12 protein-coding genes are annotated in these 16063 nt (G+C 37.3%); 4 read left to right on the forward strand and 8 right to left on the reverse strand.

Annotated elements, in window-relative coordinates; all coding sequences use genetic code 11:
- Positions 1-74: 74 nt before the first annotated feature.
- Complete coding sequence (gene clpX / locus PP182_RS01150) at positions 75-1310, forward strand: ATP-dependent Clp protease ATP-binding subunit ClpX (protein WP_272649490.1); 1236 nt, start codon at positions 75-77, stop codon at positions 1308-1310.
- Here the strand turns inward: clpX and PP182_RS01155 are convergent.
- The 4 genes from PP182_RS01155 to PP182_RS01170 all read right to left on the reverse strand — a co-directional run bounded on the left by PP182_RS01155 (position 1307) and on the right by PP182_RS01170 (position 5185).
- Positions 1307-1873: an alpha/beta hydrolase gene (locus tag PP182_RS01155; protein ID WP_272649491.1), complete on the reverse strand. Its 567-nt coding sequence runs from the start codon at positions 1871-1873 to the stop codon at positions 1307-1309. The two genes, clpX and PP182_RS01155, sit on opposite strands and share 4 nt — an antisense overlap.
- Positions 1874-2044: 171 nt before the next feature.
- Positions 2045-2395, reverse strand: coding sequence for a hypothetical protein (locus tag PP182_RS01160; protein ID WP_272649492.1), 351 nt, complete (start codon positions 2393-2395; stop codon positions 2045-2047).
- Positions 2396-2510: 115 nt separating this feature from the next.
- Positions 2511-3656 (reverse strand): helix-turn-helix domain-containing protein, encoded by a 1146-nt coding sequence (locus PP182_RS01165; protein WP_272649493.1) that lies wholly within the window; start codon positions 3654-3656, stop codon positions 2511-2513.
- A gap of 14 nt (positions 3657-3670) precedes the next feature.
- Entirely contained in the window at positions 3671-5185 is a 1515-nt protein-coding gene (locus PP182_RS01170; protein ID WP_272649494.1) for a GH3 auxin-responsive promoter family protein, read from the reverse strand.
- 76 nt (positions 5186-5261) lie between these two features.
- Here PP182_RS01170 and PP182_RS01175 point away from each other — a divergent pair, with 76 nt between their 5' ends.
- Positions 5262-6056, forward strand: coding sequence for a DUF2797 domain-containing protein (locus PP182_RS01175; protein ID WP_272649495.1), 795 nt, complete (start codon positions 5262-5264; stop codon positions 6054-6056).
- On the opposite strand, the gene PP182_RS01180 is transcribed toward PP182_RS01175, so the two are convergent.
- The 3 genes from PP182_RS01180 to sppA form a co-directional block, all read right to left on the reverse strand.
- Positions 6049-8784 (reverse strand): AsmA-like C-terminal region-containing protein, encoded by a 2736-nt coding sequence (locus tag PP182_RS01180; RefSeq protein WP_272649496.1) that lies wholly within the window; start codon positions 8782-8784, stop codon positions 6049-6051. The genes PP182_RS01175 and PP182_RS01180 overlap by 8 nt on opposite strands.
- Before the next feature lie 147 nt (positions 8785-8931).
- Positions 8932-9642 (reverse strand): queuosine precursor transporter, encoded by a 711-nt coding sequence (locus PP182_RS01185; protein WP_272649497.1) that lies wholly within the window; start codon positions 9640-9642, stop codon positions 8932-8934.
- A 1-nt stretch (position 9643) separates the two neighbouring features.
- Positions 9644-11404, reverse strand: coding sequence for a signal peptide peptidase SppA (gene sppA / locus PP182_RS01190; protein WP_272649498.1), 1761 nt, complete (start codon positions 11402-11404; stop codon positions 9644-9646).
- Between the two features lie 71 nt (positions 11405-11475).
- On the opposite strand from sppA, the gene folK reads away from it, so the two are divergent.
- Positions 11476-12621 (forward strand): 2-amino-4-hydroxy-6-hydroxymethyldihydropteridine diphosphokinase, encoded by a 1146-nt coding sequence (gene folK / locus PP182_RS01195; protein ID WP_272649499.1) that lies wholly within the window; start codon positions 11476-11478, stop codon positions 12619-12621.
- Between the two features lie 113 nt (positions 12622-12734).
- On the opposite strand, the gene PP182_RS01200 is transcribed toward folK, so the two are convergent.
- Positions 12735-13265 carry an RNA methyltransferase gene (locus tag PP182_RS01200; protein ID WP_272649500.1) on the reverse strand — a complete coding sequence of 177 codons (531 nt, stop codon included), beginning with the start codon at positions 13263-13265 and terminating at the stop codon, positions 12735-12737.
- A gap of 144 nt (positions 13266-13409) precedes the next feature.
- Between PP182_RS01200 and mutS the strand changes: the two genes are divergently transcribed.
- Positions 13410-15992 carry a DNA mismatch repair protein MutS gene (gene mutS / locus PP182_RS01205; protein ID WP_272649501.1) on the forward strand — a complete coding sequence of 861 codons (2583 nt, stop codon included), beginning with the start codon at positions 13410-13412 and terminating at the stop codon, positions 15990-15992.
- Positions 15993-16063: the final 71 nt, after the last annotated feature.

A 16063-nucleotide genomic window follows, 5' to 3' on the forward strand; every position in this document is an offset into this window, starting at 1 on the left:
ACTAGAAATTTAATTGTTTTATTGAACCAAAAAGAATTATAATACGTTAGTTTTTTGGTTAGATTAATCATTATATGGCAAAGGAAAATTTAGAATGTTCGTTTTGTGGAAGGAAAAAGCCAGAAACCAATCTTTTAATCGCTGGTTTGGATGCTCACATATGTGATAGATGCATTGAGCAGGCCCACGGTATCGTGGCAGAGGAATCGAGACAAACCAAAACAAACGACCTTAGTTCGGAACTTACCCTTAAGAAACCTCAGGAAATCAAGGAGTTTCTTGACACTTTCATCATTGGTCAGGAACGAACAAAAAAGGTAATGTCCGTAGCCGTATATAATCATTACAAAAGATTATTACAACCTTCTTCCAAGGAGGACGATATTGAAATACAGAAGAGCAATATTATAATGGTAGGTCAGACCGGAACCGGAAAGACCCTTATGGCCAAGACCATAGCCAAAATGCTCAATGTACCCTTAGCCATTGTAGATGCTACCGTACTTACAGAGGCTGGTTATGTTGGTGAAGATGTAGAGAGTATCTTAACAAGGTTACTCCAAGCGGCCGATTATAATCTTGAAAAAGCAGAGCGTGGTATTGTTTTCATCGATGAGATAGACAAGATTGCCCGCAAAAGCGACAATCCTTCGATTACCCGTGACGTATCCGGTGAAGGCGTTCAACAAGGTTTACTAAAACTATTAGAAGGTACTACTGTAAATGTACCGCCTAAGGGTGGAAGAAAACATCCTGACCAAAAATTTATTGAAGTAAATACAGAGAATATATTGTTTATTGCTGGTGGTGCCTTCGATGGAATCGAAAGAGCCATAACAAAACGACTTAACCTGCAAGCCGTTGGTTACAGTGCTTCAAAGGCAGATGAAAATCTGGATGAAACCAATATACTTCAATATATTATACCAAAAGACTTAAAGGAATTTGGCCTTATACCAGAAATTATTGGAAGGCTTCCTGTTTTAACCCATATGAATCCTCTAGATGAAAAAACTTTGAGGGCCATACTTACCGAACCTAAAAATGCCATTATCAAACAGTACGAAAAACTGTTTGCAATGGATGACATTACCTTTACCATTACGGATCAGGCATTGGATTATATTGTTAAAAAAGCCATTGAATACAAACTTGGCGCTAGGGGATTAAGATCTCTTTGTGAGGCTATATTTACAGATGCCATGTTTGAAATGCCAAGTACGGATGAGTCTGAGTTTAAGGTTACCAAACCATATGCAGAGCAAAAACTTTCGTACGAGACGGTGAAAAAATTAAAGGCAGTTTCTTAAACTGCCTTTTTTTCTACTGGTTCTGGTATAGAAATCGTAGTAACTTGTTTTAATAAAGAAAGACATACATCTTTAATTATTTTTTCATCCGTGTATAGCGTGTGTCCGTAGTTGGGAATTAAATCCAATTCAACATCTACCTTATTGGCCCAAGTATCACTTGGTTTATTAATATCCTTTTCCCCATATATTAAATGGAATGGAACATTTGGTTTTTCTTCTTGAAGCCTAATTCTGGTAGCAGAAACAGAAAATAGTGATTTAACCTTCAATCCTTTTAGGGCAGCTTTCCAAACAATAGTACCGCCTGTACTAAAAGCTAAATAATAACAAGGAGTTTTTTCCTTTTTCAATAAGTGGGCAACCGCTGTATCAATACCCCCATTTATAAAAGCTTCATGGACGTTTTTTCCAGTTTGCACCGGTAAATCTAAATTCGCCAATTGTTGGCTATCATAAAAAGTAATATCGAAATACTGTTGTAGATAACCTAAATATGAAGTAATCCAAAGGCCCTTTTTTGTGCCCCACATATCCGAGACAATTACTAGTTTTTCAGCCATAATTATAGTTTTGTAAATTAATAGTTTGGGAACATTACCTTCAAATTGCTTAATTAACGTGACAAACCATCATTTATTTGTTTAGTAGCTACAAATCTTCGACGTAGTCCATTAAAGCATTTTTTAAGCAACCATTTAAATCAACGAACAAACAAGCACGAAGAATAATTATTAATTATACCAATCTCCTCCAATTGCCAAGCCGGATCCATTGATTGCCAGCCATAATGCTCCGAATACTCCGACCGTTGCCGTTGTAGATAATACTATGGTCTTCCCAAGGGAAAACTTTCCTTTTTTAATTTCTTGGATTCCGTCCCTTCTAAGTTCGATAATTTTTCCATTTGAAGTTATATAGGTTATAATACTGTCTTTAACACTAAGCACCCTACCTTTTTTAAACTTACCATATTCCACATGTTTCAACTTATATCTATCCCCAGTTATGAGTTCTTCTTGATTCAGTTCCAGTTTTTTATAAGTAAAACAACTTTGCAATAACAATACGACAACTAATAACATCAATTTAGTTTTCATAACGATCAACCATAAATTATAGGTACAAAACTAGAAAGCAGACAAAACTAATTGTCCAGAATTATCTAAATCAAAGAAATTCGGACAGTGTTTTAAAGCATTACCGTTGTTGACTTTTATATTGTACAGGGGTAATGCCGGTATTTTTCTTAAACGCGGAATAAAATGTGGATTTGGAATTAAACCCACATTCCAAACCAATCGCCGCAATGGTATATTCCGAAAAATCGTCGGAGGCTAAAAGCTCCTTTACTTGGGCCACTCGAAACGCGTTTACAAAATCTGAAAAATTTGTATTCGAATTTGTGTTTATTATTTTGGATAAACCGCTAACGCTCATATCAAGTTCTTCTGCCAATTTTTCCAAGCTAAAATAGGGGTCTAAATAACGTTGCTCTTTTAGGATATGGCTTTTTACCTTGCTAAAGGTTTCGGCTCCCCTGCTTGTGCGGGAATTAGCAAACATTTTGTAGCCTTGATCAAAAGTAGATTTTGATTTTTTCCTGATTTCCTTTCGTAGTACTATCCTATTTTTTAACATCGTATATCTAAAGAAACCTTGATAGCCCACCCAATAAATTAATAAAGACGAACTTAATCGGAGCGGATAAAAGCTATAGGGTTTTTGAACAATTCCCGTAATATTCCAAAATATGGACAACAACCAAAGGGCAAAAACAACACCACCCAAGAACATAAATTTTTTCACCCACCTTAAATCATCATAAGCAAGAATATCCGGGTAAAGTCCTTGATATTTGTAAATAAGTCGTATTGCTTTTACAAACAAAAATAAAGAATAGGAAAAAGTAACCGTGTCCTCTAAGGAATCATATAAAGAGGCAAATTCCTGGGCAATCGCTCCATTGCCCAATAAATAGTAAACAACTGACCTTGTTATTAATTCCACTACAAAGAGGGTCAACGACAATCTTAAATAGGGCCATCTTTTACTTTCCAACTCAAGATAGTAAATCAAAAAAGCATAGAACATAGGAACTATCAAGACATACCAAGGAATTGTAAAATGCCCCCAGTAATCCTCATTAAACAAAAACCCTTTATCCCTTAACCATGACTGAAGGTTGTTCAATGAAAGAAAAAAAATAAATAGGTTGAGAAATAAAATGGGGTTTTCAATTTTCCTGCGAGAAGAAAATGTAGCTATATTGAAAACAAAGCCTTGAATTACACCTGCAATCATTAAAAAATTGAAAATAGCCGTCACTAATAACCATATTTCCAATCAAGATATGCATTTTAACCATTCATGCGAAGGAGTTCTTCTATGTATTCCCGTTTATTGGATAGTCTTGGAATTTTATGTTGTCCACCAAGCTTATCATTTATTCTTAACCAATCGTAAAAAAGATTTTCTCGTGCCATATGAATCTTAGGCATTTCCAATGTAATATTGTTATAACGCTTTGCCTCATAATCCGAATTCAAGGATTTAAGGGCATTATCAAATAATTCCGTGAAATAGTTTAAATCCTTAGGTGATTTCCTAAATTCTACAATCCATTCGTGAGATCCCTTCTCCTTACCATCCATAAAAACTGGCCCAGCAGTATAATCCTTAATTTCGGTATTGGTCTTTAAACAAACCATCTTAAGGGCCTCCTCTGCATTTTCAATAATCAACTCCTCCCCAAAGACATTGATATGATGTTTAGTTCTTCCTGTAACCCTAACTCTATAGGGGCTTTTGGAAGTAAAGCGTACCGTATCACCAATTTTATACCGCCATAATCCCGAGTTCGTAGTTATGATAATTGCGTAATTTTTACCCAATTCCACATCCCAAAGAGGAATACAGTCTTGTTGTTCGCTACCATAAACGTCCATTGGAATAAATTCATAGAAAATGCCATAGTCTAACATTAATAAAAGATCATCTGCGTTATTTCTATCCTGAATCGCAAAAAACCCTTCCGAAGCATTGTAAATCTCGTAGTACCTGAATTTTTTTCTAGGCAACAACTTTTTATATTGTTCCTTATATGGACTAAAACTTACCCCACCATGAAAATAAACCTCGAGATTTTCCCAAACCTGAAAAAGATGATCCTTTCCGGTTTCCTGAAGTACATTGTTCAACAAAACCAGCATCCAAGAAGGTACTCCCGCTAAACTCGTTACATTTTCTTTTATACTCTCCTTAATTATAGCATCCAATTTTGTTTCCCATTCACTCATCAGGGAAATCCTGTTACTGGGTGTACTACTAAACTCCGCCCACAAGGGCATATTATCTATTAATATGGCGGATAGATCTCCAAAGAATGAACCATTATCCTCGTATAGTTCCTTGCTACCTCCCAACCGCAAACTCTTGCCCGTAAAAAGCTGCGAATTCTCGTTATTATTCAAATACAAACAAAGTAAATCCTTCCCGGATTTATAATGACAATCTTCCAATGCCTCTGAACTCACAGGAATGAACTTACTCTTGGCATTCGTAGTTCCACTGCTTTTAGCGAAGAGCTTTACGGTTGTGGGCCAGAACAAGTTCTGCTCCCCTTTTCTAGTCCGCTCTATTATTGGTTCAAACTCCTCATAGGAGACTACGGGTAAACGTTCCTTGAACGTGGAATAGTTATTAATCGTTTCAAAATCATATTGACGTCCAATTTCGGTATCCTCTGCAAACTCCAAAAGGTTTAATAAGACCTCTTCTTGCACTTCCTCTGGATACTTTAAAAAAAGTTCTATCTGATGATAGCGCTTTTTAAGCAGCCAAGAGGCAATAGAGTTAAACAGTGGAATGGACATTTTTGGGTATCTTTAACGCCTAAAAATAGGTCATATCCCTATCATTTTCAAATTGAAATATTAATAGCGTTCAACTATGCAGTACGAGGGTGTTCTACGAAAAATGCAAACTGAAATTGGAAGTCCCATTCAATATTATTTGGTATTTGAATCTGATTATCTGAATATGAACCAAGTCCTGAACAACCAATTAAAGATTGAGCTGATAAAGCATCAATGCTTAAATTGTGGGAATGATAGGCCTATATACCGCCAAGGGTTTTGTAAGTCCTGCTTTTTTGACATACCATCTGCAGGAGACTGGATAATGCGACCAGAGTTGAGCACAGCACATTTAGGTAAGGAGGACCGCGATTTGGAGTATGAAAAGAAAGTTCAGTTGCAACCCCATATAGTTTATTTGGCGAATTCTAGCAATATAAAGGTTGGAGTTACCAGAAAAACACAAATACCCACACGTTGGATCGACCAAGGAGCACATGAGGCCATAGAAATTGTAGAGGTTCCCAATCGCTATCTTGCAGGAATTACGGAGGTGGCCTTAAAAGACCATGTTTCGGATAAAACCAACTGGCGTAAAATGTTGACCAATACTATAGAAGATCAAGATTTGGTATCATGGCGGAATAAATTAAAGTCCTATATTCCCAAAGAGGCACTCCCCTATTTCATTGAAAATAATACGGAAACCAATTTAGAATTTCCTGTACTACAATTTCCAGAAAAAGTAAAGAGTCTAAATCTGGATAAAAATCCCGAGTACTTGGGCACACTTAAGGGAATTAAGGGACAGTACCTCATCTTTGAGGACAATACGGTATTCAATATTCGGGGAAGCGAAGGCTACTACGTTGGCCTTACAATTAATTAACTGTATCCTTTTTGGTTTCAGCTTCCGTTTTTTTCTTTCCAAATAATCCTTTTAGAACATCCTTAGCGGCTTCTTTTACTGCTTCCTCTTTCTTTGGAGTTGTCGTAACCGTATCTGTTTTGACCCTTGTTGAATCGGTATTTTTACTGCCCTTGAGTATTCCTCCCAACACCTCTTTTGCCCCAGGCTTGTTATTATCACCGCCGGTAGAATCCTTCTTAGTTGAATTAGATAAAATACCTCCAATCAAATCTTTGGCCTTCTCTTTCCCTTTGTTTACCAATTTCTGTTTCTCAATTTCAACCAGTTGGTTCGTCAGGTTTTTTATACCAGAAGTTAAATCTGTAGAAACATTTGGGCTGTTGTAAACACCTCCAATATTGGCCGTAACAGGAATAGTAAGACTATCCAAAGCACTATCGTTTATCCTTGCGATTAAATTATTAATATCCTTTCCAAGGTATTTTGCAGGCACCTGCATCGTGGCCTTATAATCCATTTTTTGGTCGAAGGTATGGTTACCGTCTATATTAATTTTAATATCCTGATAACTAATGGTAAAAGGTTTTACGGACACTAATCCATCTTTGAAAGATAACTTGGTCTTTAGTTCTCTGAGGTTTAGTTTTTCCAAATTGATAAAATCCAGTTTAGAATCCAAGGCCGATAATACCGGTGCCTTTTCCGCACTAATTTCTCTAGTAACGATATCCGCTAAAATATCACCAGTCAATGAAAGTAGGTTCGGAGTAAAATCATCCGTTAGGTTACCTGACAAAGAAATGTCGGAACTCAATTTACCTTTGAGAATTCGAGCCACTGGAGCCAAGACTTGAAATAATTCGAGGGCTTCAAAACTTTCTTTCAGTTCCAATTGATCTAATGCCAATTTCATAGCAAAAGTTGGAGTATCCTGTTTGGTAGAAACTTCACCATTAAAGGCAACCTTACCATCAAATAAAGAGGATGTCATATTACTTAAGGTCGCTTTTTCATCCTTGATCTTTAAATTTCCCTTTACATTTTTAAGGGTGATATTATCATAAATCACGGTATTGGCGGAAGCAGCAAAATTGGCATCCAAGAAAGATGGTATTTTTATCTTTTCGGTCGATTCCTGTGAGCCACTAGAAGTATTTTCCAAAGATGTGTCGCTCTCATCGACCATAAAATCATTCAAAGCGAAAGTGTTGGAGACCAAGTTGAAATTACCTTCAATATTTTCATCATTAAAAAGGTATCCCAAAAAATTATCTATAGTACCCGTTACTTGAAAATCGGTATTACCAGTAGCCCCTTTCATTTCTTTCAACGTAACCGTTTTAGGGTTAAAAGAAACAGAGGTCGAATTCAAGACTACCGGATTAGGTATCTCCTCCGAGTTATATTCGAATCCAGTTAGGGTCATTTGCCCCGCTGTCTTGGTATTCTCATATTGTTTTTGCTCAATGGTGGCCATATCAAAGGCCGTTGTTATATCCGCGTTCAACAATCCTTTTAGACTAAGGCCGGCAGGTACAGGATAAGCTTTTTCCAAGTTGGCCAAGTTCATTTTTCCGTCCACATGGGCATTAACACGGGTATTACCCATTAACTCGGTAATTTTAGATGTCAAGTTAAACCGATCATCATCAATCATAAACGAGGCGTTATTAATATCCAAATAAGTATCTTCAGCGATTCCCGTCGTATTATTCACCACCACATCAATAAAAATATTCTTGACGGCTTTGGGAAGGTCCGGATACTTAAAAGATGCATTATTTGAATTTATCTTGATATTAAATTTTGGAATATGCGTATCGTCCACCACACCATTAAAATTCCCTTGCACCATAAAATCCCCAGTTGTAGTGACATTAGAAATATTTTTGGAATATGTTTCGGGGATTACGGCCAAGAAATTTTTAAAATCAGAAGAAGGTGTCTTAAAACTTATATCCATTTCCTGGCTGTCCTCGTTCACTTTTACGAACCCTTCAAAAACCAAGGGTAGTTGATTTACAAGAGCTTTGTTCTTTAAAAACGAATATTTATTTTGGTTCAAATCAACCCCAATCAAAGCATCCAATTGGACCTTATTTTTATTTAGATAATTAGTGCTATCCATTTCAAAGGAAACCAAGGCATCTGTATGGGTATCCAATTCTGAATTTTCCAAGGATAAATCTCCGGTTCCCGAATGGCTCATTTCCAAAACTTCCAAGTGTATACCAGTAGCAAAGTCATCATATAATATTTTGGAATTGTTTATTTCATAGGATTCCATATTGAACGTAAATCCATCCGCTGCAGAAGGTTCCGTAGCAGTTACAGATTCTGCGGCTTTGGCTATATCATAATTGGCATTTTCATCTTCATCAACTTTAATATGTAGTAAGGCATTTTCTACCTTCAATTTTGTAATGGAAATAGGATCGCCGCTGGATTTGAATAATTGCATAATTCCCATGGATAAAGAAACTTCCTGGGATGCGAAAAGGGTGTCCCCCTCAAATGGCGCTTTGTTTATAAGGCTTACATCCTTTAAACTTACCTCAGCATTGGGAAAACTACTGATCAGACTTAAATCAGCATCGGAAAAATCCAATGTGGCATTGACGGAATTATTAACATTATTTCTGATTATATCTCCTATTTTGGCTTCCAGAAAAAACGGGATTGCCACAAGTAGTCCTAAAACCAGTAACAGTACTATTCCAACTATCTTTAAAACCTTCTTTTTCATGTACTCCTATTTGTTATTTTTTCAATGTCGATTTGTATTATCGAGCCCAATGTTCATGGGTGAATGCCAATAGTTTTTTACCTTTTTACAATTGGGTATTTCATACAAGAACATTGATACTCTTAAAACAGGAAATTGGTCTTAATATTATGCGTCCAAATCAATTTCTTGATTTAAGCTTAACTTAAAACGTTTCCTCATTATATATACGAAGAAATAGAGGAAAGGAGTGTCTAGAAGTGCTATAATTATCTTAAAAATAAATCCGCTGATTACCAGACCCGTGAAACGATCCCATGGGATTTCGCCGAAAGAACACAGTAGTAACACCACGGTAAAGGTATCGATTAGCTGAGACGAAAAAGTTGAAAAGTTGTTACGTAACCATAAATATTTACCCTTAGTAAGGTTTTTCCAGAAATGATAAATCTGTATATCTACAAATTGCGCTAATAAATAGGCCATCATAGAGGCAAAAACAGCAATAATGGTATTTCCAAATACCGATGTAAAGAGTTCATTATTTACAGGAGACCAGACCGTTGCGGGTACACCGTTGGCCGTATAGACAATAAGTAAAGAAAAAAATGATGCAAAAATTCCGGCTACAACAATTTGATTCGCTTTTTTCTTTCCAAAAATTTCCGAAATTAAATCCGTAATCAAAAAGGTAACGGGATAGGGTAGAATCCCAACGGATATCTCGAACAATGGGGCTCCAAAAATACGTACATCCCCGAACGGTTGCCAATAGAAAAATTTTTGAAATATAAGATTGGAAACCACCAAGGAGGTAATAAACAGCGCCCCTAAATACAGGTAAATTCTTCGGGCAATTAATTTGTCCTTGTGAAGCATGTTAATCTATGTTCAGGATGAAGGGCATTCTTGCCTGAACCCCTTTTTGGTTCATAAAGGATTTCACTTCCTTTAAAACCTTGTAGGCCTCTTCGCCAATTTCTTGTTTTATTAGGTTATCCTTAGCTTTTGCCCCCGCACCGGATATATCTTCCATAAATCTTTCGAATCCGGATTTGTACTTAGGATATTTTCTAATTCCATAACTTTCGATCTCCGCCAAAATAGCTGCCTCTTCGATTGCATCCTCTAAGGTTCCCAATTCATCTACCAATCCTAATCGTTTTGCATCAACACCACTCCAAACTCTACCTTGGGCAATACTGTCCGCTTGAGCCATAGACATATTTCTTCCATCAGAAACTCGAGCCAAAAAAGTTTGGTAGGTATCCTCTATACTTTCCTGAACCTGATTTCTGAATGTTTCACTCATCGGTTCAAAAAATGAGTATTCTATGGAATTTTTGTTGGTTCCCACCTGCTCTGCATTTATGCCTATTTCTTCAGATAACCCGTGAAGATTCGGAATAGTACCGAATACACCAATGGAACCCGTAATAGTAGTTGGCTCCGCAAATATCTTAGTAGCCCCTGCTGCAATATAATACCCTCCAGAGGCCGCTACATTCCCCATAGAGACTACCACAGGTTTCACCGCTTTTGCGAGTTCGACTTCCCGCCAAATAATATCCGACGTAAGTGCACTTCCTCCAGGCGAGTTAACCCGTAATACTATGGCTTTCACTTTTTCATCTTCTCTAGCCTTTATAAGGGCTTTATTGATTATTCCCTGACCTATGACATCCGGTCCGCCTTCGCCATAAAATATCTCCCCTTGTGCAAAAATTACTGCGATTTTGTCCTTTCCGGACTTTACCTCTTTCTTGCTGGAATATTTTGTGTATTCGTCGAGCGTAATATAATTAATATCCTCATTTTCACTTTCGGACAAAGCATACGCTATTTTACGCTCATATTCATCGTAAAAAAGAATGTCATCTATTAATTGGTTTTGTTTGGCATATCTTGGCAACCTTCCACCCAAGGTATCGGCGATTATATTGAGATTATCGACCGTTAGCCCCCTATCCTCGGAAATATCGGAAATCATTGAATTCCATAGCGATTGTATCAGCTCCTTGATTTGCGTTCTGTTCGCTTCGCTCATTTCATTTTCTAAATAAGGTTCCACGGCACTTTTATATTTTCCATGACGAATAACCTCCATCTTTACTCCTGTTTTTTCCTGTAAATCCTTGTAGTACAAAACTTCGGAAGAAAGCCCCCTAAAATCCAATACCCCAACTGGGTTCAGAAATACGGAATCCGCTACACTGGCCAAATAATAATCTTTCTGGGAATAAAAATCCCCGTAGGTATATATAAACTTATCTTTCTGCTTAAATTCCTTTAAAACTTTACGCAATGTTTGGGTCTGCGCGAGCCCTGCCAGTAAAAAATTGTTGTTGATACTTATTCCTTTAATTCTCTCATCATCCTTAGCAACCGTAATGGCATGTAAAATTTCATCAAGACCTTGCGATTCCTCAAATAAGCCAGATAAGGGGTTTATATCACTACTACCTGTATAATCGGCAATAGGGCGTTGCAATTGAATCTCCAAAACAGAATTGTTCTTAACATTTACTGCATCCTCACCACTCCCTATAAGGGATATAAATATGAAGAACATGACAAAGACAATTCCGAAGGCAACCAAACTACCAAGAATAGCAGCCAAAAAGTTTCTTAAAAAATTCATGCAAGAGCAATTTTTATTAGCCTGCAAAGATAACTAATGTGAATTTGTTTTAGTTATTTTGCCCTCATATTATGTCTGAAACTCAAACCCTATATTTATCTATTGGCAGTAATCTGAACCAAAGACAAAGTAACTTACAAAATGCTATTTTCCACATTGGAGAGCGTATAGGAGAAGTTACTACCGTTTCTCCAGTTTACAAAACTCCTTCTTGGGGCTTCGAATCGGCCGATTTTTTTAATGCATGTCTCATGGTGGAGTCCTCCTTGTCCGCACCTTCTATTTTGCAAGAATTACTGAAGATTGAAAAACAAATGGGTAGGGTAAGGTCTATTGAAGAGGGGTATCAAAGTAGAGTTATTGACCTTGACATCATATATCTTGGAAATGAGGTAATTGATAATGACGTTTTAACCATTCCCCATCCCAGAATGGCGGAACGAAAGTTTGTACTTAAGCCACTGGCCGATATTGCCCCCCAATTTTATCACCCCATTGTTAATAAGGATACTAGGAATTTATTACAAGAAACCCGGGATAAAAGCGAAGTGACCAAACTACCGATTAAACTCTTTAAAAATAAGGTTGAGCTATTCTCCGATACTCAATTCATCGCCATTGAAGGTAATATTGGAGCGGGTAAAACCAGCTTAGCAACTAAAATTTCAGAGGATTTTAATGCTAAATTGATTTTGGAACGTTTTGCGGAAAACCCCTTTCTACCCAATTTCTATAAAGATCAATCACGTTATGCATTTCCCCTCGAGATGTCCTTCTTAGCGGACCGCTATCAGCAGTATACCGATGACACCAACCAATTTGATCTATTCAAGAATTTTATGGTCAGTGATTATGACATCTTCAAGTCACTTATTTTCGCCAAAGTAACCTTACAAAAAGAGGAATTTGCGTTGTATCGTAAGATTTTCAACTTCATGTACAAGGAGGTCAAAAAACCGAAAATTTACGTTTATCTGTACCAAACAACGGAGCGCCTCTTGGAACAAATTAAAAAAAGAGGTAGGGATTATGAACAGCGTATCGATGCAGTATATCTAGAGAATATAAATCGTGGCTATCTGGACTTTCTAAAAACCTATCCAAAACAGAATCAATTGGTTATAGACGTATCCAACCTTGATTTTGTCAACAATAAGATAGACTATCAAACTCTATTAAAGCACATCACCGACTTTGCTCTCCTACAAAGGAATTAACACAATTTTGGCTAATTACTTGCACAATAGAAATGATTTTACTTTCTTGGTAGCCTCTAATGAGAAACTAACTAACTCAAACTATACACAAAGCCCGGCAATGCCGGGCTTTTTTATTTTTGCAGTTTGGACCAAAAATCCCAAATCACGACCCCTACGCTTACTGCAATATTTAAGGAGTGTTTGGTCCCAAATTGAGGTATCTCTAGAACAGTGTCACAAACATCGACCACCTTCTGCTGTACTCCCTTTACTTCATTTCCAAAAATCAATGCATACCTTTCTGTTAAATTTGGTTTAAATTCATTGAGCATTCTTGCACCTTCCGTCTGTTCAATCGCCATGTTTCGATATCCCTGTAATTTAAGCTCTTGCGTGAGTTCCATAATATCCTCAACATATTCCCACGCTACACTTTCGGTTGCCCCAAGCGCTGTTTTATGTATATCCTTATGTGGAGGTTTTGCGGTTATACCGCAGAGGTATATTTTTTCGACAAGAAAAGCGTCGGAGGTTCTAAATACTGACCCTATATTGTTTAAACTACGTATATTGTCCAACACAATACACACGGGAACTTTATCGGAGTTTTTGAATTCCTTCACATCCAATCTGCCCAATTCTTCATTCTTTAATTTTCTCATCTAGATACTTTTCAACTATCAACCTTAAATATCAACAAAAATTCAAATAGCATTTGGAATGCTATATATTCGTAACTGGTCAACAAAAATAGGTAGATAAAACAAGTGGCGACAAAAGGAAAGACAAAAAAGGTAACTCCGTTGATGAAACAATACAACACAATCAAGACTAAGTATCCTGATGCCTTGTTATTGTTCCGTGTTGGTGATTTTTACGAAACTTTTGGAGAAGATGCCGTCAAAGCTTCTAAAATTCTTGGTATAATTCTTACCCACAGAAACAATGGAGGAGACAGAACCGAACTTGCGGGTTTTCCACACCATTCACTGAATACCTATTTGCCCAAATTGGTTAAGGCGGGTCAACGAGTTGCTATTTGTGACCAGTTGGAAGACCCCAAACAAACAAAGACCATTGTTAAAAGAGGGGTGACCGAATTGGTTACTCCCGGGGTTGCCTTAAATGATGATATCCTAAATGCAAAAAGTAATAACTTTTTATGTGCCGTTCATTTTGGCAGAAAGAAGCTTGGAGTCGCCTTTGTTGATATTTCCACTGGGGAATTTTTAACCTCGGAAGGCAATGAAGAACAGATAGATAAACTACTTCAAAACTTTTCCCCAAATGAAGTGCTAATTTCCAAAGCCCACAAAAGGGAATTTTCGGAAATATTTGGAAACCAATTCCATACTTTTTTTATGGAAGATTGGGTGTTTCAGGAGGATTATGCCTTAGAAAATCTTACCACCCATTTCAAGACCAAGTCGCTAAAAGGGTTTGGAATTGATTATTTAAAACATGGAATTATTGCATCTGGCGTTGTCCTGCATTATCTATCCGAAACCCAACATAGGCAACTACAACATATAAACACCTTACAGCGGATAGCTGAGGATGAATACATATGGATGGATCGTTTCACGATAAAAAATCTTGAACTATACCATTCCTACAATGAAAATGCAGTAACCTTATTGGATGTAATCGACAAAACGATTTCCCCAATGGGCGGTAGGATGATTAAGCGTTGGTTGGCCCTTCCGCTAAAAAATGTCCAAAAAATTAAAAGTAGGCATCAAGTTGTTACCCATTTATCCGATAACGAGGGTATTTTGGACAAATTACAAGGAAGTATAAAGCACATGGGAGATTTGGAACGGTTGATTTCCAAAATCTCAACAGGCAAGGTTAACCCGAAAGAGGTTGTACAGCTCAAAAATTCCTTAGAGGCTATTCTTCCTATAAAACAAATCGCATCGAATTCCAAGAACGATGCATTGGCATTAATTGGTGATAAATTGCAATCCTGTGATTTACTGCGCAATAAAATTAAGGAAATGCTCAACGAAGAAGCGCCCGTTAATCTTTTGAAGGGTAGCGTGATTGCGAAAGGGTTTTCCAAGGAACTGGATGAATTACGAGGACTGGCCACAAGTGGTAAGGATTATTTGGACCAGATGTTGGAGCGAGAAACTAAAGCCACAGGAATTTCTTCCTTAAAAATAGCATCAAACAATGTATTTGGATATTATATAGAGGTTAGGAACACCCATAAAGATAAAGTTCCCGAAACTTGGATTCGAAAACAGACCTTAGTGAGTGCCGAAAGATACATTACCGAGGAACTCAAGGAATACGAAGCAAAAATTCTTGGTGCGGAAGAACGTATCACTTCCTTGGAACAACAGTTGTTCTCGCAGCTTATCGTTTGGATGCAAGAGTACATTGAACCCGTACAGAATAATGCACAACTTATTGCCCAATTGGACTGTTTATGTGGTTTTACCCAATTGGCCAAGGAGAATAACTATGTAGCTCCGGAATTAAATGATTCCACGGACATTACCATAAAGAATGGAAGGCATCCTGTGATAGAGAAACAACTACCCTTGGGAGAGGCCTATATTGCCAATGATGTTACGCTGGACCGTAGCAACCAACAAATTATCATGATAACCGGTCCAAACATGAGTGGTAAATCCGCTATTCTTAGACAAACCGCATTGATTGTCCTATTAGCCCAAATGGGGAGTTTTGTACCGGCAGACTCTGCTCAAATTGGCTACGTAGACAAAATTTTTACACGGGTCGGTGCCAGTGACAATATCTCTATGGGGGAATCCACTTTTATGGTGGAGATGAACGAGACTGCATCTATCCTAAACAACCTTTCTGATAGAAGTTTGGTCCTTTTAGATGAAATAGGACGAGGTACTAGTACTTATGACGGTATTTCCATTGCATGGGCCATTTCGGAATACTTGCATGAACATCCTGCCAGGGCAAAAACTTTGTTTGCCACCCACTATCATGAATTAAATGAAATGGCGGCTACTTTTGGGCGCATAAAGAATTACAATGTTTCCGTTAAGGAGCTCAAGGATAATGTTCTTTTTCTAAGAAAATTGACTTCGGGTGGAAGTGAGCACAGTTTTGGCATCCATGTGGCAAAAATGGCCGGTATGCCCCAGCAAGTAATTTCAAGGGCGAATAAGATTCTAAAAAAACTGGAGAAGTCGCACTCCAGTGAAGAACTTACTGAGAAAATGGTTTCCGCACCCGATGAAATGCAATTAAGCTTTTTTAATCTGGATGATCCTTTACTAGAGGAAATCAAAGAGGAAATACTCCATTTGGACATTGATACCCTGACACCCGTGGAGGCATTAATGAAACTCAATGAGATAAAACGCTTACTCTCAAAAAAGAAGAAAGCGACCTCCTAATTAAAATTATTCTTTTGCTTTTTTTACTTTGACATTTATAGAATTGTATTAAATTTGCATCCGCATCTTTT

It is taken from the genome of Maribacter sp. PR1, from assembly GCF_028464145.1.
GTDB lineage: Bacteria > Bacteroidota > Bacteroidia > Flavobacteriales > Flavobacteriaceae > Maribacter.